At 37.4% G+C, this 23140-nt stretch carries 25 protein-coding genes; 14 read left to right on the forward strand and 11 right to left on the reverse strand.

The window, feature by feature from the left end; genetic code table 11:
- Positions 1 to 1107 (forward strand): XRE family transcriptional regulator, encoded by a 1107-nt coding sequence (locus tag C9E88_RS07700; protein ID WP_106985226.1) that lies wholly within the window; start codon positions 1 to 3, stop codon positions 1105 to 1107.
- 18 nt (positions 1108 to 1125) lie between these two features.
- On the opposite strand, the gene C9E88_RS07705 is transcribed toward C9E88_RS07700, so the two are convergent.
- The 3 genes from C9E88_RS07705 to C9E88_RS07715 form a co-directional block, all read right to left on the reverse strand.
- Positions 1126 to 2061 carry a hypothetical protein gene (locus C9E88_RS07705; protein WP_106985225.1) on the reverse strand — a complete coding sequence of 312 codons (936 nt, stop codon included), beginning with the start codon at positions 2059 to 2061 and terminating at the stop codon, positions 1126 to 1128.
- Between the two features lie 2 nt (positions 2062 to 2063).
- Positions 2064 to 2741 carry a hypothetical protein gene (locus C9E88_RS07710; protein WP_106985224.1) on the reverse strand — a complete coding sequence of 226 codons (678 nt, stop codon included), beginning with the start codon at positions 2739 to 2741 and terminating at the stop codon, positions 2064 to 2066.
- A 123-nt stretch (positions 2742 to 2864) separates the two neighbouring features.
- The gene (locus C9E88_RS07715) at positions 2865 to 3314 is read right to left on the reverse strand and encodes an Arc family DNA-binding protein (protein ID WP_106985223.1); all 450 of its coding nucleotides are present in this window, start codon (positions 3312 to 3314) and stop codon (positions 2865 to 2867) included.
- 151 nt (positions 3315 to 3465) lie between these two features.
- Between C9E88_RS07715 and C9E88_RS07720 the strand changes: the two genes are divergently transcribed.
- The 3 genes from C9E88_RS07720 to C9E88_RS07730 all read left to right on the forward strand — a co-directional run bounded on the left by C9E88_RS07720 (position 3466) and on the right by C9E88_RS07730 (position 5865).
- The gene (locus tag C9E88_RS07720) at positions 3466 to 4263 is read left to right on the forward strand and encodes a BRO-N domain-containing protein (RefSeq protein WP_106985222.1); all 798 of its coding nucleotides are present in this window, start codon (positions 3466 to 3468) and stop codon (positions 4261 to 4263) included.
- 218 nt (positions 4264 to 4481) lie between these two features.
- Positions 4482 to 4973, forward strand: coding sequence for a hypothetical protein (locus C9E88_RS07725; RefSeq protein ID WP_106985221.1), 492 nt, complete (start codon positions 4482 to 4484; stop codon positions 4971 to 4973).
- A gap of 289 nt (positions 4974 to 5262) precedes the next feature.
- Complete coding sequence (locus tag C9E88_RS07730) at positions 5263 to 5865, forward strand: nitroreductase family protein (protein ID WP_106985220.1); 603 nt, start codon at positions 5263 to 5265, stop codon at positions 5863 to 5865.
- A gap of 127 nt (positions 5866 to 5992) precedes the next feature.
- On the opposite strand, the gene C9E88_RS07735 is transcribed toward C9E88_RS07730, so the two are convergent.
- From C9E88_RS07735 to C9E88_RS07750, 4 genes are all read right to left on the reverse strand, one after another.
- A complete protein-coding gene (locus tag C9E88_RS07735; RefSeq protein WP_106985219.1) occupies positions 5993 to 7201 on the reverse strand; it encodes an MFS transporter in 1209 nt (402 codons plus the stop codon).
- Positions 7194 to 7523, reverse strand: coding sequence for a MarR family winged helix-turn-helix transcriptional regulator (locus C9E88_RS07740; RefSeq protein WP_264766853.1), 330 nt, complete (start codon positions 7521 to 7523; stop codon positions 7194 to 7196). Before C9E88_RS07740 ends, C9E88_RS07735 begins: the two co-directional genes overlap by 8 nt.
- 496 nt (positions 7524 to 8019) lie before the next feature.
- A complete protein-coding gene (locus tag C9E88_RS07745) occupies positions 8020 to 8574 on the reverse strand; it encodes a thermonuclease family protein (protein ID WP_106985263.1) in 555 nt (184 codons plus the stop codon).
- A 229-nt stretch (positions 8575 to 8803) separates the two neighbouring features.
- Positions 8804 to 9721, reverse strand: a complete 918-nt coding sequence (locus tag C9E88_RS07750; protein WP_106985217.1) for a LysR family transcriptional regulator — start codon at positions 9719 to 9721, stop codon at positions 8804 to 8806.
- Positions 9722 to 9813: 92 nt separating this feature from the next.
- Here C9E88_RS07750 and C9E88_RS07755 point away from each other — a divergent pair, with 92 nt between their 5' ends.
- From C9E88_RS07755 to C9E88_RS07790, 8 genes are all read left to right on the forward strand, one after another.
- Positions 9814 to 11055, forward strand: a complete 1242-nt coding sequence (locus C9E88_RS07755; RefSeq protein WP_106985216.1) for an acyl-CoA dehydrogenase family protein — start codon at positions 9814 to 9816, stop codon at positions 11053 to 11055.
- Between the two features lie 109 nt (positions 11056 to 11164).
- A complete protein-coding gene (locus C9E88_RS07760) occupies positions 11165 to 12286 on the forward strand; it encodes a phosphotransferase family protein (RefSeq protein ID WP_106985215.1) in 1122 nt (373 codons plus the stop codon).
- Positions 12283 to 12981, forward strand: a complete 699-nt coding sequence (locus C9E88_RS07765; protein WP_106985214.1) for a histidine phosphatase family protein — start codon at positions 12283 to 12285, stop codon at positions 12979 to 12981. The genes C9E88_RS07760 and C9E88_RS07765 overlap by 4 nt, the downstream gene beginning before the upstream one ends.
- Positions 12982 to 13000: 19 nt before the next feature.
- Entirely contained in the window at positions 13001 to 13744 is a 744-nt protein-coding gene (locus C9E88_RS07770; protein ID WP_106985213.1) for an SDR family oxidoreductase, read from the forward strand.
- Between the two features lie 187 nt (positions 13745 to 13931).
- Entirely contained in the window at positions 13932 to 14786 is an 855-nt protein-coding gene (locus C9E88_RS07775; RefSeq protein ID WP_106985212.1) for a methylated-DNA--[protein]-cysteine S-methyltransferase, read from the forward strand.
- On the forward strand, positions 14770 to 15447 hold the full coding sequence (locus C9E88_RS07780; RefSeq protein WP_106985211.1) for an alpha-ketoglutarate-dependent dioxygenase AlkB family protein: 678 nt from the start codon (positions 14770 to 14772) through the stop codon (positions 15445 to 15447). Before C9E88_RS07775 ends, C9E88_RS07780 begins: the two co-directional genes overlap by 17 nt.
- A 174-nt stretch (positions 15448 to 15621) precedes the next feature.
- Complete coding sequence (locus C9E88_RS07785; protein ID WP_106985210.1) at positions 15622 to 16332, forward strand: SGNH/GDSL hydrolase family protein; 711 nt, start codon at positions 15622 to 15624, stop codon at positions 16330 to 16332.
- 33 nt (positions 16333 to 16365) lie between these two features.
- Positions 16366 to 16962: a uracil-DNA glycosylase family protein gene (locus C9E88_RS07790; protein ID WP_106985209.1), complete on the forward strand. Its 597-nt coding sequence runs from the start codon at positions 16366 to 16368 to the stop codon at positions 16960 to 16962.
- Between the two features lie 83 nt (positions 16963 to 17045).
- On the opposite strand, the gene C9E88_RS07795 is transcribed toward C9E88_RS07790, so the two are convergent.
- Positions 17046 to 17525 (reverse strand): pyridoxamine 5'-phosphate oxidase family protein, encoded by a 480-nt coding sequence (locus C9E88_RS07795; RefSeq protein WP_106985208.1) that lies wholly within the window; start codon positions 17523 to 17525, stop codon positions 17046 to 17048.
- A gap of 169 nt (positions 17526 to 17694) precedes the next feature.
- Positions 17695 to 18558 carry a DMT family transporter gene (locus C9E88_RS07800; protein WP_372659130.1) on the reverse strand — a complete coding sequence of 288 codons (864 nt, stop codon included), beginning with the start codon at positions 18556 to 18558 and terminating at the stop codon, positions 17695 to 17697.
- Positions 18559 to 18766: 208 nt separating this feature from the next.
- On the opposite strand from C9E88_RS07800, the gene C9E88_RS07805 reads away from it, so the two are divergent.
- Positions 18767 to 20158, forward strand: coding sequence for an aminotransferase-like domain-containing protein (locus tag C9E88_RS07805; RefSeq protein WP_106985262.1), 1392 nt, complete (start codon positions 18767 to 18769; stop codon positions 20156 to 20158).
- A gap of 83 nt (positions 20159 to 20241) precedes the next feature.
- Here the strand turns inward: C9E88_RS07805 and C9E88_RS07810 are convergent, their stop codons facing one another.
- On the reverse strand, positions 20242 to 20679 hold the full coding sequence (locus C9E88_RS07810; RefSeq protein WP_106985206.1) for a hypothetical protein: 438 nt from the start codon (positions 20677 to 20679) through the stop codon (positions 20242 to 20244).
- Between the two features lie 160 nt (positions 20680 to 20839).
- On the opposite strand from C9E88_RS07810, the gene C9E88_RS07815 reads away from it, so the two are divergent.
- The gene (locus C9E88_RS07815) at positions 20840 to 21526 is read left to right on the forward strand and encodes a class I SAM-dependent methyltransferase (protein ID WP_106985205.1); all 687 of its coding nucleotides are present in this window, start codon (positions 20840 to 20842) and stop codon (positions 21524 to 21526) included.
- Between the two features lie 49 nt (positions 21527 to 21575).
- On the opposite strand, the gene C9E88_RS07820 is transcribed toward C9E88_RS07815, so the two are convergent.
- Positions 21576 to 23087 (reverse strand): phospholipase D family protein, encoded by a 1512-nt coding sequence (locus C9E88_RS07820; protein WP_106985261.1) that lies wholly within the window; start codon positions 23085 to 23087, stop codon positions 21576 to 21578.
- Between the last annotated feature and the right edge of the window lie 53 nt (positions 23088 to 23140).

The following is a 23140-nucleotide window of genomic DNA, read 5'->3' on the forward strand; positions in this document are numbered from 1 at the left end:
ATGACAACACAGTTTAATGGCTTGGAACTAAAACTTCTTAGACAATTTTATGAATTATCTTTAGAAGACTTAGGTAGCAAGCTGGACTCTGACTATACACGTCAATATCTTCATAAAGTTGAAACTGGGCAGACTCTTCCCAACGATCAATTTATTGACAAAGTGGCGCATTATTTTAATGTGCCACAGTCTTTTTTTATGCAACTAAAACCTGTTTTACAGGAAGACCAGATCCATTTTAGAAGTAACCGTACCGCGAAAGTTTCCTTTAAGCAGATTGTTATCGCTAGAGGCGAATATATAAAGCGATTGACTGAATATTTGGATTTAAAACTCAGATTACCTAAGTATGATATTCATGCTTCGGATGATGAACCAATGGCACAGGATCCAGTAATTGAAACTATTGCTGAGCAGTGCCGTGAAAAATGGGGTTTAGGTTTAGGGCCAATTAGCAATATGGTTCGGCTTTGCGAAACTCACGGCATTATCGTGACAACATTTTCTTCTATATCTAAAGAAGTAGATGCTTTATCTTTAGCTACAAAACGTCCAATCTTTGTGCGTAATGAAGCAAAAGAAAGTATATGTCGTCAGCGTTTTGATTTGGCTCATGAACTTGGTCATCTTGTATTACATGATGGTATTGTAACTGGAGATCGGTTAACAGAATCACAGGCAAATCACTTTGCTTCGGCTTTGCTCATTCCCCAAGTTATGATGCGTACGCACTTTCCAACTTGGTATAGAAATGGCCGTTTTAACTGGGCTAAGTTGAGTGAGTTTAAACTGAATTGGAAAGTAAGCAAGGCTGCAATTTTGTATCGTGCTAAGCAATTGGGTTTATTAACTCAAGAGCAATACACAAGTGGTGTGATTTACCTGAAAAAAACAGGTGAGGGCATTACTGAAAAAGAAGATCATTTAATCCCTAAAGAGAAGCCTGAGCTCCTTCAAGCCTGCTTTGCTATGCTCGCGAAAAAGAAGATTTTTGCAGAGGATATAGCTCAAGCTTTGGATGTGAATGTGGGCTTCCTAGAAAATTTGGTTGGAATGGAAATTCCAAGAAAACCAAGAGTTTTAAAAATTGTAGAAGAAAGCGCCTAAGGGCGCTTTCTTCTACAATTATTGTTGATTCAATTGATATTGGTTTTTTCGTAATTCAAAAATTTGTTCATCCAGTGCTTTTAAATTTTTATTTATTTTTTCATTTAATGCGGTGTTTTCTTTCTTCAAAGTATCATTTTCTTTTTGAATTTTGACTAGTTTATCATTAATTTTTTTATAAGATTCAGAATCAGATTTGTTAAATAGCAAAAACATTAAACCTGCTGATAGCAGGATACAGCTTGCCGTTGTGATAAATTCAGTGGTTTTATAAATAATAGTGTCTTTATTCTTATTTAGAAATAGAAAAAATAAAGAAATAAAACCAATAATACACAACCAAAAAGAAAGCATAAAAATAATAGATTGCATTACATTTTCTGCTTTAGTGAAAATATTAACATTCACAGAAACAAATGTAAAAAAAGCAGCGAATAAAGCAATAGTTCCTAGAACTGAATTACGAGTTTCTTTTAATTCATCTTTAGTTTCAACTTTATGGTCATCAATATTTTTTAATGCCTTATCTAAAGAACTATTAAGTGCTTCGAGTGCTGTGCTTTGCTTTGCGAGCAAGGCCTTTTCAATTCCATCAGCCTTATTTTCGAGAATTAACTCTAAATTTTTTAATCTTTCGAATTCATTGCTTTGAAAACCAAAATGTATTTTGGGGTCTTTTGGTGAGTTAGCTGTAGATGATTTTGTACTATTTTTAATCGTCTCAGTTGATAAAGAGCCTTGCACACTAACATTAGAAATAGTTTGATGTATAGAAGGTTGTCCAATCGTTTTGGTAGATTTAATTTCATTATTCAACTTTTCAACAGGTTGGCTTGAAAAAGTGATTGTTTCATTAGGGCCTATTGATGTAATTGAAGACTTAGAAGATGGATAGATAACTTCTCCATCTTCTAATTTTTTAGTTCGATTTTTTTTTATTTCTTTATCAGACATTATTATTCACTAATTAATTTAATATAATTTTGAATATTTTTATTAGGAATACTTTGAACAAAGGTATTCAAATCACTAAGTGTAATAATGTTGATGTCATCAGGTAAAGTATTGAAATCTTGAGTAATCAAGATGATATTATCTTCATTTCCTGTATTGAAGTTTTTTTGTTTAGCAACTTCTATTTGATAAACATCATTATATGTTACCTCCTTAATTTCGGTTTTAAGAACAAAACGAATCAAAGGTTCGCACAAGTTGGTTTCATCAAATTTTAAAAATTTCTCTCTAATTGCTGAATCTGGATTCGCATGCTTAACTATATGTCTTGTTACGTAGCCAATACGGTTTATTTCAACATTTTCCTGTTGAAAAAGCTCCATAGTTGTTTTTAATATATCGTTGAATACCTGTACTGAATCTTGATGACCGTATTTGAAATTAATATCACATCTAGCACCGGATATAGTTAAGTTGAAGGTTTGGTCTGATGAAGAAATTTGACATCGCGGAATTTCTGCTGGTACATCATTCGGTATTGGAAATATAAAAGTTTTTAGATCTAAATTATTGTTTTTGAAAACTGATTTTCTTTTTAAATCAACTGAAAACTCATCAAATTTAAGGTTAACTGGTGGATTTGCAAAAAAGAAGGCGAATTGCAGATCTGATGGTGTCATTTTTTGTTCCATACTTTAAAGACTTTTACAAACTAGTAGTAAGAAAAGAGAATGTGATACTTTAACTAGATTTGGTATTGAATTTCAATCTTAATAAAGACCAAAATACTAAGTTTTATAAATTTATTTATCGTTAGCTACATAGTGATCTTCCACCACGAGCCAACCTAAACCTTTCTTACCATTATCAACGATGTTTAGATGATTATTGCCTTGAGCGACAATTACATCTTTAGTTAGAAATTGAAGAGCGTTCCAGATGGATGAACGGCTTAAAGTTTCAAGTGCAAGCTCAATATCAACCTTCAAATCACTCAGTGATTGGGTGTAGTCCAAATCTAGTGTATTCAGTAGTTTCCCGTAAATCACACGCTTCTTCCCATCATGCAATGGAATAATTCTTAAATCAGCTTGGGAATTGGTGTTACTTGCTGATCCTTCAAAACTTTCTTCAAGACGAGACACTATATCCGCATTCATAGAACGATTCAGCTCTTTAGCAGACTCTGCAATTTTATCTTTTAGTTCTTGTGGTAAGCGCAAATTATATGCGACACCTAAATGTTTACCCATGACTTCATCCTGAAAAATTCTGTTGACATGGTATCAAGTGGACATATATATTTGCAATATGTCCAGTGGACATTATTTTAAATAAAAAAATACCCCGAACATTCTTGGCGGAAGACGGGGTATCTACCAATTATTTTCGAGAACAATTGATATGAACAGTCTAACATTTAATTCAATGCAATTTCATCCAATAGAAAGCAATGATCAGCAAATTTGGATTACATCATCTGATCTTGCTCGTGCATTAGGATATGCGCGAGAAGATTCAGTGTCTCGTATTTATGATCGTAAGTTAGATGAATTTACTTCTGATATGACAAAAGTTGTTGCTAATCCTCAGACCGTCAATTTGACGGTACGGGTTTTTTCGCTACGTGGCGCTCATTTAATAGCAATCTTCGCCCGTACACCAGTGGCCAAAGAATTCCGAAAATGGGTACTCGATGTACTGGAAAAAGAATCACTGCAACAGCAAATCGATACACGAGTAAAAATCAACGCAGAGCAACAAGCAGAACTCAAAGAAATCGTCGACCGACGTGCTCAAGGCGAACGTAAACTTCATGCCGAAATGTGGTCACGTCACAACAAACATTTTCGCATTCCACGTTATAGCGACCTGCTGGCCATTCATTTCCAAGACGCAGTGAATTACCTAGAAACTCTAGAAGTGAAGTCAAAAGGGAACATCTATATAGATGAAAAACAATCCCTAGAAATGCTTTGCGTACATGCCCGATTCTTTCAGGCGTGGTGGAATACACATAGCCCAACATTGGCCAAACTCAATCCATTGCTAGTGACTATGCTTAACGACAATATGTTCTCTATGAGTAATGCTATATCAGGCGTGAGTAAAAAATGCGGATTAACTATGCCAAACTATGATTACGACCACATGTTTGAACTCAAAACACTGCCTCATGAGCGATACAGATTGCTTAAGTAAATTAGACCGCCTCAGGGCGGTTTTTTCATACATAAAAGGATAAATTTAGAACAAAGAATCTATCTTGATCTTTCACAACTCAAATTACATTGAATGATGTGTCATAATTGCTAAAATACTCAACACTCAAAAACTCAGTTTTTCTAAAGTTTTGATAAAATTTTGATAGGCATTTTTTTATCTTTTGAAAAACAGTAATTTACCAGCGGAAAATTTTAATGTTTGATATTTATTTAACAGATGTCCAAAAGAAAGTTCAATTTAAGGATTATCCTGGTGAGCATCCTGTTAAATTTGTTTTAAATTTCAAGAAAATTTTTCCAAGTGTTATGGAGCTTATGCTGCCAGTATTACCTGAAAATGAAAACTTGGAAGAAATGTCTTGGGAGTCGACAACTGCTGACTTTGAAACCTTTAAATTATTGTTGAGTGGTTGGGGTGTTATTGAATTACGTTTAAATGCGATAGCTCAATACAAAGACCGTAAATATGCAGACAATCTTGTGAAGCAAGCACAGCAAAAGCGCAAAGATTTTTCTAAATCACAACCCATGTTGTCGACAGTTGAACTTGATTACTTGTTTATGCATGAAGTACACGGTTTGATTGATGCAGAACTTGTAGAGCTAGGCGAAAAATTCTACCTTCCAACACTGCGTGATCTGTGGAAAAATAAAGTTTCAGCGAAAGTATTACAAGCAAATTTCTAAACATTGTATTTTGCATTGATATGTACTGAAGTGATTTTACGAATTTTAAAAAGCCCCTCAATAATGGAGGGGCTTTTTTTATGCGTATATCAGATTTATGTATTTAATTATTAGAAAACGTGCATATAAATTTTAACAACTGGTTAAAAATTTGCCAAATTTTAATGGTAAATGGAATTGTTTTTGCATAATGTTAAGACCAACAATGCGCAGTTGAGCTGAGCCTTTCATGACATTTAATGAATATTGGCTTGCTTAACGTTTAAATATGTTCAAAAGGAAAAAATAGATGTCAAATCAGTTTTTAGATCTAATTACAAAACGTCGTACTATCTATGCAATTGGCAAAAATGTAGTGCAAACACCTGAATATTTAACTGATTTGATTCAAAACACTATCAAGCAAAGCCCATCTTCATTTAATTCACAGTCCTCACGTGCAGTGATTCTATTGAATGCACAACATGAAAAATTTTGGGGCTTTGTTGCAGACGCATTAAAAGCCTATGCAAAAGACGAAGAAAGTGCAGCAAAAACAACAGCAAAAATGGCAACTTTTGCTGCAGGCGTAGGCACAGTTTTATTTTTTGAAGATGTAGAGACCGTACAAGGTTTACAAACACAGTTTCCATCTTATGCAGAAAACTTCCCAATTTGGGCGGAACATTCAACTGCCATTGCACAATTTGCGGTATGGACAGCCTTACATACAGAAGGTTTAGGTGCATCTTTGCAGCATTACAACCCAATTGTAGATGAACAAGTTCATGCAGAATGGGGTATTCCTAGCAATTGGAAATTACGTGCACAATTGGTATTTGGTTCTGTGGAAGGTGAAGCCAAAGATAAAGGCTATATTGATGATGCAACACGCTTCAAAGTGTTTCAATAAATCAATTTTGAACAAGCACACAATGTCGTTTTAAAAAATCCCCCATGAGCTGGGGGATTTTTTATGTAAAAAGGTTAGTGCTTTGCTTATGTCCGCAATATTTAAAAATCAAAGTGTCATAGTGTGGTTAAGCGATCAGTGGTTTAGTGTGCTGATGTCGACCATAAACGAAATAGTAAACCACAATACATGCAAAGGCAGCATAAGCACTATAAAGATACAGTTGTGAATAGCCTAAGTGTTCGAGTAATTTTCCAAGAAAATATGGTCCAAAGCCTAAACCAGCATCCAAGAAAATAAAGAATGTTGAGGTAGCAAATCCTATGCGTTCAATACTACAGCTTTTCACCGCAATTGTTTGGCAAATAGATTGAATATTGCCATAACCAAAGCCAAGCAAGGCGGCACAAAGTAATAACATCCATGCGCTATGAGTGAAGCTTAATATCAATAATGCGCTCCCCATAATTATAAATGCAGGATACATAATCACATTTGCACCTTTGCGATCCATCATTGGCCCGGTAATCGGACGTGAAATTAAAATGGCAATGGCATACATTAAAAAGAAGAAAGATGCGGCTTCGACTAAATTAATTTCATTGGCATAAAAGTGAATAAATGACAGTACCCCTGAATAACAGATAGAGGCTAAAAGCATCACAAAGGAAATAGGAAGGGCTTTGGGCTCAACAAAACGTGAAATAAGACTTTTTTGTCCACTGCTTGCTTGAAGCTCACTTATTTTAGAGATGTGAGTAGGCGTTATATTGGGTACTTGAATACACAGCGCAACGACGAGACAGCTCAGTGCGATTACACTTGAAACCATAAAAATGGCGTGGTAACCAATGTTCAGCATCATCCAAATCGCAAGAAAGGGACCAATGGCCGTACCTAAAGTACTGCTCATGCTGTAATAACCAATACCTTCGCCACGGCGTGTTGCTGGCAGTATTTGTGCGATGATAGTTCCTAATACTGAAGATGCAATCCCCATCATGAAGCCATGCATAAAACGCACGAAAAGCAACATGCCAATGTCAAAACGAATAAAGTACAGGCAAGAAAACAGTAAAAATCCAGTTAAGCCAACGAGCAAGCTAAACTTACGTCCAAACCGTTCCAGAAACTGTCCAACCAATAAACGTCCAACCAAAGTGCCGACAATAAACAGCCCAGAGACTAAACCTGCTTGAGCAGTACTCGCACCTAACTCAGCTACAGCATAGCCAACAATGACCACTACCAACAGATAAAATGTAAGGACCAATTGAAAGTTGATAGCACTCACTAAAATAAAATTTTTGGTCCATAAAGGCGCTGAATTAGGCATGATTATTTCCCGATTTTTTTGCTGAGAGTTGATCAATCAAAGTATTTAAAAGCGCAGTGCTGAGCACAACGTCTTTTTGGTCAAATTGTTGAATCATGCTCTGTTCAAAGTCATTAATAACATTGGCACAAGTTTGATATAGCTGCAGACCTGCATCACTGAGTGCTATTTTCTTTTGACGTTTATCTTGGGTTGCTAGCTGTGTGAGGATGCCCAATTGACTCAGTATAAGCGTACGTTTAGTAATAGATGGCTTAGAGACATTGAGATAATTTGCAATGTCTATCGAAGTGCAACTTTGCTTTTCATGTATAACGAACATGACTTGCCACAGTGAATAATTCAGCTGGTAGGGTAATAAAAGGGTGTTGATTTCATCACAAATCATGCGCGATGAACGCAGTAGGGAAGTGCGGAAACCTAAACGAGAATTTATTTTGGTTAACTAGGGTAACTAAATTAATGAAACTTTACGCCGATCAAGTTTAATATTCAAGCTTTAAAATAAGGCCGTTTTATCTAAAAATGAATGTAGTGCGTATGACTATGTTTATCGGTACGCAAGCTCATAGAATGGTGAATCGAGGTTTTTACTTAGGAATAAAACGGTTTAATTTATATTTTAAATCCAAATCTTATTGTGGAAGTGCAAAAACTCCTATTCACTAGAAGCTGGACTTTTTAAATAATGCATCACGAAATAAATCTTGCTTAAATATAAATGTGATTTTGAGATCCAGCCGCTATTTGTCACGAAAAAAGCAGTATAAAAACTGCTTTTTCATGCATATATGATGTGGGCTAAAAAGGGTAGGGCTTTATTTAGTTTGTTTTCTATATGTGCTTGGGCGCATCGCATTCGGATTTTTCCAAAGGCCTTTTTTCTGTTTTTTTGCTTGTTGTTGCAGAGCGAGCCATTGCTGTTTTTGGCTAGGATTACGAATATATTCTTCATATACCCATGCGCCACCACGTTTAACCAACTCTTGGTTAATATTTCTACCATATCGACGGATAAATCCGACACAACGTCCGTAACGGTCAACATCTGTAATTTCAACGCGGACTAACTTGCGGTACACCATTTTTTTCACCATTTGCTGTGACTCTTTACCAAAACTTTGTTTGGATTCAGGGGCATCAACAAATGCAAAACGCAATTTAGTTTCAGAACGGCGTAAGTTAAATCGTGTGCAGGTGAGGGTATCCCCATCACTGACATGCACAACTCTGCACCAATAGCGTTTACCTTTTTTAAAAGGTGTAAATAGTTCTGAAAGAAAAACTGAGAGCTTACGAAGCAGGTAAAGCAAGATCAGGCACAGCACCATGCCTAAAGCAATCAGCCAGCCTGAAGATAATTGAGAAAGCATCATAAATGGGAGATATACGCAGGACAAATATAGCGAAACAGCAGCGCTAAAACTGAAGTAAATTATAAATGAAAGCGCAGTTTTATAATGCTCAATTATTCACCTAACAATAATTAAAACAATAGATTAGAAAACATTCATCACAATAAAAGCGCAGATTATCCAAACGTATGAATACTTCATGCAGATATAAATAGCCTAAGCAGAATTTATTTCTAATTAAAATAGCCTAAGCAAAAATTTTAAAAATTTCCCCACGTAAAAAATTATGCCGAGCATTCATTTCAACATCTTTATGCCAAAAAATTCCTAGGCTCATTAAAGGCAGTTCAACAGGCACTTCAAAAATATTCAAGCAAGGATGTATTTGTAAATGTGAAAGAATATTTTGAGGAATGGTTAACACAGCCTGTGGCTGCATTTCCAAAATTTGCAGGGCAGTTGAATAATGCTGACAACGTAAACGAATATTGCGAGATAAATGCTTACGGTTCAAAAAAATATCTTCAACCAAAGTGCCTGTACGTCTAGAAGAAACACCAATATGTTCGGCGGAGATGTATTCCGCTTTGTTCATGCTGAGTTGCTGTGAGCATGCAACAAAATGATCTTGCTGTAAGCTGTGAAACTGAATTTTATCACCAAAATTTTGTTCTAAATCAATCACAAAATCGACTTGCTGAGAAGCCAAGTCTGCCACAATGTTTTTACGGTCTAATTTAATACTTGAGAACTGAATATTAAATTGGCTCTGCTGGAAATGTGCAACAAGCTTAGGAAAAATCAATGGTTCAATTTCATCATGTACGGCGATTTTTAAAGTTTGTAATTGGCTTGAATCAAATTTTTGATTTTGATTGGAGATTTTTTGAATACAAAAAAGCGCATCTTTGATATCTGGATAAATCTGCTCAGCAAAAGGTGTGGGCAACATTTTACTGCCAGTACGAACAAATAAATCATCTTTTAAATGTGTTCTAAGGCGTTGCAAAGCATGGCTGGCTGCAGATTGCGTAATACAAATCAGTTGTGCTGCTTTAGATATATTTTGTTGCTCGTAAATCGCTACAAATAAAGGATATAAATTCATATCAATACGATAAAAAGAACTCATATCAATGGTATTTTTACTATGCACTGTATTCATATTTTGCTATGGAATTAAATCATTTTGTTCATAATAGAATTCGCGGTATGTTGTTGTAAAGAGTAATACATAATATTGAAAGGGATCATGCCATGTTTGAACTGTCAGCACGTGCACAAGACTATGTAGAAAGAACTAAACGTTTTATTAAAGATGAAATTGAGCCTGTTGAAACTGAGTTTTGGGCAGAAGTTCATGAACTGAACCAAGGTGGTGATTGGACCAAATGGCAATGGCCAGCACAGTTAGAGGTTTTAAAAAATAAAGCCAAAGTTGCAGGTTTATGGAATATGTTTTTACCTTGTCCTGAACTTGGACAAGGTTTATCTGTGCAAGAATATGCACATATCGCAGAACTTTCAGGCCGTAGCTTGCTTGCACCTATTGTATTTAACTGTAATGCACCAGACAGTGGCAATATGGAAGTGATTTGGCGCTATGGTACAGAAGAACAAAAGCAGCAGTGGTTAACTCCATTGCTTGACGGAAAAATCCGTTCGGTATTTTGTATGACAGAGCCTGCAGTTGCTTCAAGCGATGCCACTAATATGCAAGCCACGGCTGTCGTTGAAGGCGATGAAATTGTGTTAAATGGCCGTAAATGGTGGTCTTCAGGTTTAGGTGATCCAAATGCCAAAATCATTATCTTTATGGCGCATACACCAGATGAAAGTAAAGATCGTCATCATCAGCATTCTATGGTTTTAGTTCCAATTGATACGGCGGGTGTAAAAATTGAACGTATGTTACCTGTATTAGGTGACTACGATGCTCCACATGGGCATGGTGAAATTAGCTTCACAAATGTGCGTGTACCTGTAGCAAACTTTATTGGTGGTGCAGGTCAAGGTTTTGAAATTGCACAAGGTCGTTTAGGTCCTGGCCGTATTCATCACTGTATGCGTTGTATTGGTGCTGCCGAAAAATCATTAGAATTGATGATTGACCGAGGTATGAGTCGAACTGCTTTTGGTAAAGAAATTTTAAAGCTGGGTGGTAATTTAGAACGTGTAGCAGAAGCCCGTGTTGCGATTGATCAAGCGCGTTTGCTGACTCTATATGCTGCATATAAAATGGATACGATGGGTAACATGGCAGCCCTAACTGAAATTTCTGCAATTAAAGTAGTTGCACCAAGTGTATTGGAAAAAGTAGTCGATATGGCCATGCAAATTCACGGTGGTGCTGGCGTTTCACGTGATACACCACTTACAGGTTTCTTTGCACAAGCACGTTCACTGCGTTTGGCCGATGGTCCAGATGAAGTGCATAAAGGCATGATTGCAAAATTAGAATTGGCTAAACGTGGTTATAGTAGCCGTCGTAAAAAATAATCAAATTTGTATGCAACAAATAGCATGGCAGCCTCGTGTTGACCATGCTATAAACAGTTCTAAAATAAATTTTTAGCTTGTAATAGATTCAAAATTAGGAAGAAAAATCATGTCAGTGATTGATGTAGGTGGTTCGGTTCGCGAGGGAGAAGAGCTGGATGTACGTGCCGTAGGCAATTGGCTGATTGAGCATGGTGCAGAAATTTCTGGTCCAGTTGAAGTTACTCAATATTCGGGTGGTGCTTCAAATTGGACCTATCGTTTAAAGTATAGTAATGAAGATTTAATTTTACGCCGTCCTCCAAAGGGAACCAAAGCCAAGTCTGCACATGACATGGCGCGTGAATATCATGTACAAAGAGCCTTATCTGAGTTTTATCCTGTACTCCCTGAAATGGTTGCGCTTTGTCAGGATGAATCAGTCATTGGTTGTGACTTCTATGTGATGAAGCGCGTAGAAGGGATTATTCCACGTGCAAATTTACCCAAAGAATTAAACTTTGATGAAAGCCAAGTTCGGGAATTATGCATTAATGTGATTGATAAACTCATTGAGCTACATCAAGTGCCTTATCAAGGCACAGATTTAGAAAAAATAGGCAAGGGCGACGGATACTGTCGTCGGCAAGTTGAAGGTTGGGATGCGCGCTATGAAAAAGCCAAAACCTTAAATGTTCCTTCTTTTAAATACGTCCGTAATTGGCTTAAAGACAATATTCCAGCTGACTCTAAAACTTGTGTGATTCATAACGACTGGCGTTTTGATAATGTGATTTTAGATCCAAATAATCCTACCCAAGTGATTGGAGTATTAGATTGGGAAATGGCAACACTTGGTGATCCATTGATGGACTTGGGTTCAGCATTGGCATATTGGGTTGAAAATGGCGATAACGCGATTTTTAAAGCGACACGCCGTCAACCGACAAATCTTAAAGGAATGTTTAGCCGTAAAGAAGTTGTTGAATATTATTTAGAAAAAACTGGGCTAAAAACAGACAATTGGACCTTTTATGAAGTGTTCGGTATTTTCCGTTTGGCTGTGATTGCACAGCAAATTTATTACCGTTACTACCATAAACAGACCAATAATCCTGCATTTAAAGATTTTTGGATTGTGATTCACGCTTTGCATATTCGTGCACTAAAACTCATTGGAGTCCAAAAAATTGAAGCCAATGAAGTCGCGCAAAAGTACATTGAAAAAATGAAGGAATTTTTAGGGAAATGACCACGCTTTATTTAATCCGTCATGGGCAAGCCTCTTTTGGTGCTGAAAGCTATGACAAGCTTTCTCCTAATGGCGAGCAACAAGCTATTGTACTTGGGCATTATTTTAATGACATTTTAAAAGAAGCACCGCAAGTTATTGCAGGCTCAATGCAACGTCATCAGCAAACTGCACAACTTTGTTTAGATGAATGTTTCCCTGAAAGTGACATCATTACGGATTCATCGTGGAATGAATTTAATCATCAGCAAGTATTTGCACAGTATGAGCCACGATTTAATCAACCGCATTTATTAAAAGAAGATGTTTCTAAGCATGAAAACCCGCGTGCTTATTTATCTAAAATATTTGAAGGCGCCATTGATCGTTGGACAGGCGGTGAATTTCATCATGAATATGATGAATCTTGGCCACAATTTAAAAATCGCGTCGAAACAGCTTTAGAAAACTTGTGCAATCAATTGGCTGAAACCAAACCGCGCTATGCAGTTGTTTTTACATCTGGAGGGGTAATTTCAGTCGCCGTCGGCAAAATTTTAGGGCTGAGTCCAGAAAAAACATTTGCACTCAATTGGGCCATTGCCAACACCAGTATAACGACGCTGCGTTTGGTTGGAAATGAACCGCAATTACTCAGTTTAAATGAACATCATTTTATAAAAACAGTTGATCCCAACTTATTGACTTGGATCTAAATTAAGCAAAGGAACTATCATGGCGAAAACAATTTTAATTACAGGTGCAAGCTCAGGGATTGGTGCTGGTATGGCACGCGAGTTTGCACAAAAAGGCTATAACTTAGCTATTTGTGCACGTCGTTTAGAGCGTCTTGAAACGCTCAAACAAGAATTGGAAAGCCAATATGGCATCAAAGTGATTGCAAAAACACTCGATGTCACAAATTACGACCAAGTTTTTGAAGTATTTCGTGCCTTTAAAGCCGATTTTGGCACTATTGACCGTGTCATTGTCAATGCAGGCGTTGGGGAAGGCCGTCGAATTGGTAAAGGAAATTTTGAAGTCAACCGTGCAACAGTAGAAACCAATTTTATTTCTGCATTAGCCCAGTGTGAAGCTGCCGTTGAAATTTTCCGTGCGCAAAATTCAGGGCATTTAGTTGTTATATCTTCAATGAGCGCTATGCGCGGCATGCCTAAACATTTAACCGCATACGGCGCAAGTAAGGCAGGTGTGGCTGCTTTGGCTGAAGGTATTCGTGCAGAGTTGATTGATACACCAATTAAAGTAACCACTATTTTCCCTGGTTATATTCGTACTGAAATTAATGAAGGTGCGAAAAAGTTACCCTTTGAAGTTGATGAAAAAACCGGTTCACGCTTATTAGCTGCTGAAATTGAAAAAGCGCCAGTTAAAGCTTATGTACCAAAATGGCCTTGGCTACCATTAGGTTTAGCAATGAAAGTTTTGCCACTGAAAATTGTGAACAAGCTAGGCTAAGCGTTCACAATAAATTTCAGAATAAAAAGCACCTTTAGAGGTGCTTTTTTTATCTATTCATCAATAATCTAAATAACTGACACAAGTGTAAAATTCAAATGAATGGCACAAACACAAGATTCGGATTTTTTCTTCATGCAGAATATGTTGTTATACCAATATGAGGCGAGACGAAGAGATCAACTTTATGAATCATGAATATGAAACTGCACAAATAGATCAATATGATCGTATTGCAGATGCAATTCGCTATATTCATCAACATTTTCAAGAGCAACCCAGTTTAGAACAGATTGCTTCTGCGGTGCACGTGAGTCCTATTCATTTTCAAAAACAATTTAAACATTGGGTGGGAGTCAGCCCGAAAAAATTTTTGCAATATATTAGTGTAGAACACGCCAAAAGCGTCTTAAAAAATTACTCTCTTACAGAAACTGTGTATGACACGGGATTATCTAGCCCTAGTCGTTTACATGACTTATTTATTCAAATTGAAGGGATGACGCCTGCTGAGTACAAAAAACAGGCCCAAAATTTAGTCATTCACTATCAATTTTCTGCCACACCATTTGGTGAAGTGCTCATCGCATCGACACACAAAGGTGTGTGCTGGATGGCATTTGAGTCGGATCAAAATTTGGCAGTCTCAAATCTTCAGCAATCTTTTCCGAAGGCCACCTTTCTTGCGCAGTCTGATCAGTTTCAACGTGATGCTTTGGCCATATTTGCAAAAGATCAGAGTTTGGCGCAAATTAAACTGCATTTAAAAGGTACGCCATTTCAGCTTAAAGTTTGGGCGAGTTTGCTTAAAATTCCGATGGGGCACTTAAGCACCTATGGTGATATTGCGCAACAGATTCAACAACCAACAGCCAGTCGCGCAGTAGGTACAGCAATTGGACGCAATCCAATTGCGTTTTTAATTCCATGTCATCGGGTTATTCGTGCGACAGGAGTGATTGGGGAATACCGATGGGGCGCACCACGTAAAACTGCAATCATTGGTTGGGAAGGGGTTAAAACCCATGAAAAATCTGAATGAAAACTTACATCCTACCAGTCAAGCAGAATTTGATTTTGACTCAAATTTAGCACCTATACAGCCCAATAATTTATTACCTTATGATGGTTGTGTTGAGTATCTCGGTAAAATTTTGACGCCTAAATGTGCAGATGAATATTTTAATCAATTATTCGAAGACATTTGTTGGCAACATGACCAAGCCATGATTTTTGGCCGATGCATACAGACTAAACGTAAAGTCGCTTGGTATGGTAATCAGCAATATTCTTATACCTATTCAGGTATTGAGAAAAAAGCCATGTTGTGGACGCCTGTTCTTTTAGAGCTCAAGGCAATTGTAGAAGCGCAGTGTGCTGAACAGTTTAATTCATGTTTATTAAATTTATATCATGATGGTAGTGAAGGTATGGCGTGGCATAGTGATGGTGAAAAAGATTTAAAACCGCAGGGAACTATAGCATCACTCAGCCTTGGTGCATCTCGTCGCTTTTTGTTTAAACACAAAGTCAGCCATGAAAAAATTGAAATTCAATTAATGCATGGCAGTTTGCTTTTAATGAAAGGTTGTACACAAAGTCATTGGCTCCATCATTTACCCACGACTAAACGTAATTTAGGTGCAAGGATTAATTTCACTTTTCGAAATATTATGAAAAATGTGCCATCACAATTTAAATAAGTTTATTTTATTGGTATCTCAAAGAAGTATGATTAAAAGAGTAAATGACAGAAAAACACCCGAAATTACTAGAAACTAAATGCTGAGTTTTATTTGCTTTGGCTGTATAAATAGGCACTTATGTCATAATAGATCACAAAACTTACCCCCATCACTTTGATATAGGCCTTTATTATGTTTCTACGCGTAGCGACTTTAGCTTTGCTCCCAGCAATTGTAGTACAAGGGCTAAGTGTTAAAAAAAATACACCCCGCTTACCCGAAGCAACAGGCGATCGCCAAGGGCAGCAAGGTTCAGGCCCTATATTGTCACTATTAATTGTTGGTGATTCTGCGGCTGCAGGTGTAGGCGTAGAAACACAGCAGGATGCCTTATTGGGTGCCATTTTACAAAAATTGGATAAACATTTTACTGTGCATTGGTGTTTACAGGCTAAATCTGGCGATAGCAGCACTAAAATTATGCAAAATATAAATACTTTGCCAAGTGCTCCTTACGATGTCGTAATTACATCTGTTGGCGTAAATGATGTTACTCAATTCATGGGTGCAAAAAATTGGATTGCCAAACAAAAACAACTTTATACATTAATTGAATCAAAATTTAGCCCCAAATTAGTGGTCGCAACAGGCGTACCACCGATGAATGAGTTTCCGGCACTTCCCAATCCATTAGGCTGGTTGTTTGGTCAATATGCAGCTCAAATGAATCAAAAGTTAAGAGCTTTCGTTAAACTGCACTCGAATATGCAGTTAATTGAATATGATTTGGCGCAATATAAAATGCTCAATTTGAATATGGCTGAAGATGGCTTTCACCCCAGCAAAGAGGTCTACCAGATTTGGGGTTCCCAAGTTGCAGAAAAAATTCGTCAAGCGCTTTAATATAAACTTCTTATTTATGTATTTATCTCACCTATGTCTGATTCTGAACCTTGTATAGAAACGCATCCGCTTGAACCTTTTTTGCCAAAAAATGCAAAATTGTTGATGCTTGGTAGTTTTCCGCCACCAAAAAACCGCTGGAAAATGGACTTTTATTACCCAAACTTCCAAAACGATATGTGGAAGATATTTGGCTTATGTTTTTTTCAGGACAAAAACTATTTTTTGAATGTTGAAAATAAAACATTTCAAGAACAAAAAATCCGAGATTTTTTAACTGAAACAGGGATTGGTATTTTTGATACGGCATATCAAGTGATCCGATTAAAAGGCAATGCATCTGATAAATTTCTGCAAATCTATCAAACATCTGATATTAAAAATATGTTGGAACAGATGCCTCATTGCCAAAGCATTATGACTACGGGTGATAAAGCAACAGATACATTAATGCTCTCTATGCCTGCAGGGACTAAAAAACCGCAAATTGGCCAAGCGATTGATACTTTTTTTGCAGATCGGCCTATTAGATTATATAGAATGCCATCTTCCTCCAGAGCATATCCACTAGCGCTAGAAAAGAAGGCAAAAGCATATAACCAGCTTTTTAAAGAGATTGGTTTTATATAATCTTTTATCAACTAAAGTAACTATTGGAAATAAACAAACTATTAGTAAGTTTTGGGTGCGTACAGATCTAAATGGAATGATGTTCAGGGCATCATTTGGGGATATTCAACCCATTTATGGGCATGGACTTGAAAATCACGTACTTGGTTAAAGTCATTCCAAATTAATTTACTGCCTTTCGTCCACTTCAGCATGCGGATACGCTGCTGTACCAAATGTAATTCTTCAGTCGTTGCAGGCCTTTTTTCACCAATAGTCACGTATAAACGTACACCTGGATAATCTAAAAATTGCCCCTTCAGCAAAGAACTTAACCAAAATAATTTGCTGCTATTAATTGCTTGGATGCAGACTTTGGGATTCACTGCTAAGTTTTGACCTAAGCTTTCAGCATAGCTATCGAAGAAAAAGCCTGAAAATTCTGTTTCATGCAAAAAAAGCGTACCGATAGGGGTAATATTCGGTTGCATAGCTACATCAACACTTGCAATTGAACAATGCATGGCTGCACGTTGAGCATTTGAAAAAACCGTTCTTATTTTTTGCCAAGTTTGTGGATTCATTCTATTTCCTTTTTATTATTTAGATTTTTTTTCTTTTGTTTGGAGTTGCAAACGCTATTTGCCTATGCGCTTAACTGTATCAAATTTTTAAGAAAAATTTTGACTGAACAATAGAAATGTATTGGTCAGTCATCCCGTTGTTTTTGAGTAAAACATAGCGTGTGATTTTTTATGCGTACTTTTTGGCCATTACCACACAGCTGACCACAGCTAGAGATACCGTAATCATGAGCAGGCTAATTTGCTCATTTAATAGTACGGCGCAAAGCATCAGGCCGATAAAAGGTTGAATCAGCTGAATTTGGCCAATTTTGGCAATACCACCTAACGCTAAACCCTTGTACCAAAAGAAAAATCCAATCAGCATGCTAAAAATAGAAACATAGGCCAAGCCTATATAGGCAGATGCTGGTATCTGTTGAAAATTATGAGGCCAATACACAAAAAACATTGGAAGCATAAGGGGTAAGGCGATAATGAGCGCCCAGCAAATCACTTGCCATCCGCCTAAAGTCCGAGACAGCACACCACCTTCTGCATAACCCAAACCGCAAAGCAGTACGGCAATAATCATATAGAGATCGCTGAGTGTCAGACCATGCATGCCAGACTGTTGTAGCATAAAGAAAATCACCAAAGCGCTACCAGCGCCTGCATAGAGCCAAAAGGTCAACTGCGGTATTTCTTTTGCACGAAGTACAGCAAAAAATGCAGTTGCTAAGGGCAGTAAAGCCACAAAAATGAGTGAATTGGCTGCTGTTTGAGTTTGCAAAGCAAGCGCAGTAAATAGCGGAAAACCAATGACGACACCAATCGATACAATGCACAAAGATTTAATTTGCTGGGTAGATGGTTTGGGCTGTTTAAGCACATACAATAAAATAAATGCCAGAAGTGCAGCGATGCAAGCACGTGCACCGGTCAGAAATTCAGGGCTGAAACCTTGTACAGCAACACGTGTTGCCGGCATTGAGCCTGCAAAAATAGCGACACCAATGAAGCCATGTAGCCAGCCTGTTTGAATGTTTTGAATCCTGAAGTTCATTTTCGCTCTTTTCATCTTTTAGTTAAGTAAGTGAGTAAAATGTAAATCATGGCATGACGATAAAACACATACAGTCCAGTACAATTTTAAATAACTGTTATGCTAAAAATACCCATACAATTTGCATTGAAGCGCATATTTTTATAATTTTAGCGCATTGGTGAGTATTGAAAAAATTGAATATTGGGCATGCAGCATGACAAAAATTGAATGGGCAATGGGGCAGATCAAGCTGCTAATTGAGCAAAAAAAATTGCTTGAAGGCAGCCGTGTGCCTTCAGTCCGTCAATATTCGAAACAGCTAGGTTGCTCGGTTTCAACTATTGTGGAGGCTTATGCGAGGCTTGTGAGTACAGGAGTGTTGGAATCACGCGTAGGTGCGGGCTACTATGTGCGCAAAAACTCGAACACAAACTCGTTATTGGCAGAACTTACAATTGAGTATAGCCGAGAAGTAGACCCGCTCTGGATTTCACGGCAGTCTTTAGATGCACATGACAATATGCTTAAACCCGGCTGTGGTTGGCTTCCTAAAGAATGGCTGCCTGAGCAAACACTTCGTAAAGCACTTAAACTGGTCGCGAAATCTGAAAGCCATTTTTTATTAGATTATTCTACGCCACACGGCCATGCCGATTTACGGCGCTATATTGCGCGTAAGCGTGAGGCTTATGATGTGCATTTAAATCTGCAACAGATTTTGATTAGTGATTCTGCAACGCATTCTATTGATTTAATTTTCAGAAACTTATTACAAGCGGGTGATTACATCATTATTGATGACCCGTGTTATTTTAATTTTAGAGCTTTAGCAAAAGCGCACAGGCTCAATTGTATTGCTGTGCCTTTTGGCAAGTATGGCCCAGAGATTGAAGCATTCAAACACGCATTGCAATTTCAGCCTAAACTGTATTTAACCAATTCGGGTATTCATAACCCAACAGGTGCAACGCTTTCAATGCAAACTGCCTTCGAGATTGCAAAATTGGCAGAACAAAATGGCTTAATGATTGTTGAAGATGATATTTTTGCTGAATTGGAATATTTTCATGCACCGCGCTATTTGACCTTGTTGGGTTTAAAACAGGTGATACAGATTGGCAGTTTTACCAAAACCCTCTCTGCAGCCGTGCGCTGCGGTTATATTATTGCGCAAGAGGCCATGATTGATCAGCTCATCGACCTCAACATTGCGACGCATTTCAATACCAGTCATTTGAATGCTGAAATTATTTATCAGACACTGACGGACAGCAGTTATATCCGGCATATTGAATGGATTAAAAAGCAGCTGCAAAAACACATGATGGCAACGGTCAAGCAATTAGCAGCATTGGATATACATCCTGTCGCAATGCCCAAAGCAGGAATGTTCCTTTGGTGTCAGTTGCCTGCGCATATAGATGCAGCTGAACTGTCTAAAAGCTGTCTGGCCAACGGTATTATTCTTGCTCCGGGCAATTCATTTAGCCAAGCGAAAAATGCACACCAGTTTATGCGTTTTAATGTTGCGCAGTGTATAGACAAAAAAGTCTACGATGTTTTGGCCGCATGTTTGAATTCACAAAAAATATTGCATGCGGGTTAAAGTGATGCAATCTAAAAAATCTTTAAGATATAAATTTTAGATTCGACAGAACAAAATGAAATGACAGTGCAAAAAATGCATGATCAGCCGTCATATTCAACATAATCCCACAGATTTAAACGGGCTTTAATTTCTTTACGGATATTGGGCATCATCGGCAGCAAGGTGCCGTCAATCCAAAGACTCAGCGCTTGCGCAGACAGTTGCTGTTCATTTGCATCAATTAACTGCGCGCCTTTAACCAGCACCAATGTTTCACTTGAAGCTGGAGTTTCAATGCCTTTGAATAATACTTGCAACTCATAACCTGTATCTTGAATCAGCCATTCCAATTCAATTTGAATATTTTGGCTCGACTTTAAAACAGCTTGTCCTTCAATCAGTTCATTTTCAGAGAGGCAATCATGTTCAACACGGACTTTAGAGAGCATCCATTCTTGCGCTTCTAAGTCGTTTAAAGTCTTATTTGGCGTTAAAATATCACTTAAATTAAACTGACGGCTTAAATCAAAAAATTGCATAGGAGGGAGAATCGCAATAATAGCGGGGCACAGAAAAAATACAATTTTAAAGCAATGAAATATGGCTGTAAAACAATTGCATAAACTGATCTTTATTTTGTATAAAGAATAAACATTTAAATATCAGTCCAAATAAGAAAATGATTCGGAGGAGCTAAAAATGCAGCAAGACGTTTTATGTCCGATCGACCTTAGAAATGAAGCGGACGCAGTGCAGTGGGCCAATGAAGTCAATGTGAAACGGCCGTGGCGGTATGAAATATTTGATGATTACGCAGCTGAAATATCCCAGCATGCGCCAAATGCCCGCATTTTGGAGCTGGGTTCAGGTCCGGGTTATTTGGCGTCCCATGTGTTAAAACATTGCCCGAATATCCAATACACCGCTTTTGATTTCTCAGACGCCATGCATACCTTGGCTAAAAATAGACTATCAGCATCAGAACTGAACAGAATCCAATTTGTAACGGGTAATTTTAAAGACCGTCATTGGCCGGATTTATTGCTGCAGAATTTAAGACAGCAGCAGTCCATCGAACTCAATGCAAAAGCTGCGCCTGCTGAACCGTGTATCGGCGTTTTTGATGTCATTATCATTCATCAAGCCTTGCATGAATTGCGCCATAAATGCCACGCAGCTCAATTTCATCAAGCCGTTCAAATGCTGATGCATCCGCACAGCGTTTATTTTGTCTGTGACCATATTTATGCATCAGATGCGATGCAAAATAATGAACTTTATATGTCAATTGATGAGCATGAAGAGGGTTTGACACAAGCGGGATTCAACAAAATTAAGTTTATTAAAAATTTAAAGGGTTTGGCTTTATTTAGAGTTCAGCGGTAACTCTTCATGATTTTGCCACTGAAAAGTTAATTATGTCATTCATTTGCAATTACATCATCCATTCAAGTGGCAAATAAGACACGAACTTCATACTCAATCTTTGGAATTTAGTTGTTTCGGGTTCTTGTTTTAATTCTTTGATTGTCCCATTTGCCTGTCGATCTAACCAAATTAAATCATTGTTTTGATCCAGTTTAACTTCATAGGCAATATGTGGAAGGTATTGATCTAATGATGCAGAAATTTCATTTTGTAATTGCTCAGACTCAACGACTAAGCCAACTTCAGTATTCAAGTTTGCTGATCGTGGGTCGAAATTAAATGAGCCAATAAAGACCATTCCATCTATATCAAAGAATTTTGCATGTAGACTCGATGCATTTTTACCTTTAGCGGGAATAATATTTCCCGTGACAATTTCATACCATGTGCGCTTATTACGTTCAATATACGGTTTAAACTCATAAAGTTTTACGCCATTTTTGAGTAAATCCTTACGGTATTTTTGGTAAAAAGAGTGTACGACCGCGACATCATTGGCAGCTAAGGAATTGGTGAGTACACGAACTTTTACCTTATTTTGTGCTAAAGCACCTAAGTAAGCTGTAGCTTTTTCAGTAGGCACAAAATAGGCCGATACCAATTCCATATTGTGTTTTGGGTTGCCCATTAAATGCTGCATTTGTTTGTAAATGAGCTGTTGATCATGCGCTGTTCCACGAATTTTATTAGGATGGTCTGCGATAAAGTGCGCATTTGCCCAGCGAATTTGTTTTTGTTTTAACTCTGCTGACAGAACTTTTTGTGCATATTCAATGCGATTCTCTACATTATTTTTACGCACAGCATCCAGTTCATAATGTTGCCGTAACTGAGCTAATTCAGCCGTAGAGCTGGATCCTAAAAGTTGAGTTACGCTATAGCTCAGATCATCATTCCAAAATTGTAGAAAAACCGCGTTGGCTTCTTGCACGGCTATGCCATAAAACAAAATATCTAAATCGGTAAATTGAAAGCTTTCACTTGCATCAAAGTATTCTCGGCTAATATTTCGGCCACCCGTTACAGCAATTGCACCATCCGCAATAATCAATTTATTGTGCATGCGGTGGTTAATCTGCTTTAAGCGAAATGCGTAATCAATGACACGAAAATTTCGGTATTTATAAGGATTAAAAATCTTAATAGAAAAATTAGGATGTGATGCCAGTGCCTTTAGCGTGTCATCTAATTGAGTTCCATTTTGATCATCAATTAATAAACGAACTTTTACCCCACGATCTGCAGCTTTTAATAATTCTTGCAACATCATGTGGCCAATAAAATCATCTTTCCAAATATAGTATTGCAAGTCGATATTGTGCTTAGCATTCCGAATAAGATGTATACGAGAGGCAATACTCATAAAAGCATCATCTAAAGCTAAAAATGCAGTTTGACCTTGGGCTAGTGCTGCTGCGCTATTTTCATCATTTAACCAATGTGCCGATGAAACAGAAATTGGCTTATCTTTTGGTGCTTGATTCATAGCTAAACTACATCCCACTAATGGTAATAGCATGATGGGCAGTGCAACTGTTTTTAGCGTGATGTCTTTATACATAAATGATTTAT

It is taken from the genome of Acinetobacter cumulans (genome assembly GCF_003024525.3).
GTDB classification, from domain to species: domain Bacteria; phylum Pseudomonadota; class Gammaproteobacteria; order Pseudomonadales; family Moraxellaceae; genus Acinetobacter; species Acinetobacter cumulans.

Excerpts from the sequence above, each read along its gene's own strand:
- C9E88_RS07750 (WP_106985217.1), bottom strand. The coding sequence starts at position 9,721 with ATGAATACAGTGCATAGTAAAAATACCATTGATATGAGTTCTTTTTAT.
- C9E88_RS07720 (WP_106985222.1), top strand. The coding sequence starts at position 3,466 with ATGAACAGTCTAACATTTAATTCAATGCAATTTCATCCAATAGAAAGC.
- C9E88_RS07745 (WP_106985263.1), bottom strand. The coding sequence starts at position 8,574 with ATGCTTTCTCAATTATCTTCAGGCTGGCTGATTGCTTTAGGCATGGTG.
- C9E88_RS07715 (WP_106985223.1), bottom strand. The coding sequence starts at position 3,314 with ATGGGTAAACATTTAGGTGTCGCATATAATTTGCGCTTACCACAAGAA.
- C9E88_RS07820 (WP_106985261.1), bottom strand. The coding sequence starts at position 23,087 with ATGCTATTACCATTAGTGGGATGTAGTTTAGCTATGAATCAAGCACCA.
- C9E88_RS07780 (WP_106985211.1), top strand. The coding sequence starts at position 14,770 with ATGAAAAATCTGAATGAAAACTTACATCCTACCAGTCAAGCAGAATTT.
- C9E88_RS07795 (WP_106985208.1), bottom strand. The coding sequence starts at position 17,525 with ATGAATCCACAAACTTGGCAAAAAATAAGAACGGTTTTTTCAAATGCT.
- C9E88_RS07790 (WP_106985209.1), top strand. The coding sequence starts at position 16,366 with ATGTCTGATTCTGAACCTTGTATAGAAACGCATCCGCTTGAACCTTTT.
- C9E88_RS07770 (WP_106985213.1), top strand. The coding sequence starts at position 13,001 with ATGGCGAAAACAATTTTAATTACAGGTGCAAGCTCAGGGATTGGTGCT.
- C9E88_RS07735 (WP_106985219.1), bottom strand. The coding sequence starts at position 7,201 with ATGCCTAATTCAGCGCCTTTATGGACCAAAAATTTTATTTTAGTGAGT.
- C9E88_RS07815 (WP_106985205.1), top strand. The coding sequence starts at position 20,840 with ATGCAGCAAGACGTTTTATGTCCGATCGACCTTAGAAATGAAGCGGAC.
- C9E88_RS07785 (WP_106985210.1), top strand. The coding sequence starts at position 15,622 with ATGTTTCTACGCGTAGCGACTTTAGCTTTGCTCCCAGCAATTGTAGTA.
- C9E88_RS07755 (WP_106985216.1), top strand. The coding sequence starts at position 9,814 with ATGTTTGAACTGTCAGCACGTGCACAAGACTATGTAGAAAGAACTAAA.
- C9E88_RS07760 (WP_106985215.1), top strand. The coding sequence starts at position 11,165 with ATGTCAGTGATTGATGTAGGTGGTTCGGTTCGCGAGGGAGAAGAGCTG.
- C9E88_RS07805 (WP_106985262.1), top strand. The coding sequence starts at position 18,767 with ATGACAAAAATTGAATGGGCAATGGGGCAGATCAAGCTGCTAATTGAG.
- C9E88_RS07810 (WP_106985206.1), bottom strand. The coding sequence starts at position 20,679 with ATGCAATTTTTTGATTTAAGCCGTCAGTTTAATTTAAGTGATATTTTA.
- C9E88_RS07775 (WP_106985212.1), top strand. The coding sequence starts at position 13,932 with ATGAATCATGAATATGAAACTGCACAAATAGATCAATATGATCGTATT.
- C9E88_RS07700 (WP_106985226.1), top strand. The coding sequence starts at position 1 with ATGACAACACAGTTTAATGGCTTGGAACTAAAACTTCTTAGACAATTT.
- C9E88_RS07740 (WP_264766853.1), bottom strand. The coding sequence starts at position 7,523 with ATGTTCGTTATACATGAAAAGCAAAGTTGCACTTCGATAGACATTGCA.
- C9E88_RS07730 (WP_106985220.1), top strand. The coding sequence starts at position 5,263 with ATGTCAAATCAGTTTTTAGATCTAATTACAAAACGTCGTACTATCTAT.
- C9E88_RS07705 (WP_106985225.1), bottom strand. The coding sequence starts at position 2,061 with ATGTCTGATAAAGAAATAAAAAAAAATCGAACTAAAAAATTAGAAGAT.
- C9E88_RS07725 (WP_106985221.1), top strand. The coding sequence starts at position 4,482 with ATGTTTGATATTTATTTAACAGATGTCCAAAAGAAAGTTCAATTTAAG.
- C9E88_RS07765 (WP_106985214.1), top strand. The coding sequence starts at position 12,283 with ATGACCACGCTTTATTTAATCCGTCATGGGCAAGCCTCTTTTGGTGCT.
- C9E88_RS07710 (WP_106985224.1), bottom strand. The coding sequence starts at position 2,741 with ATGACACCATCAGATCTGCAATTCGCCTTCTTTTTTGCAAATCCACCA.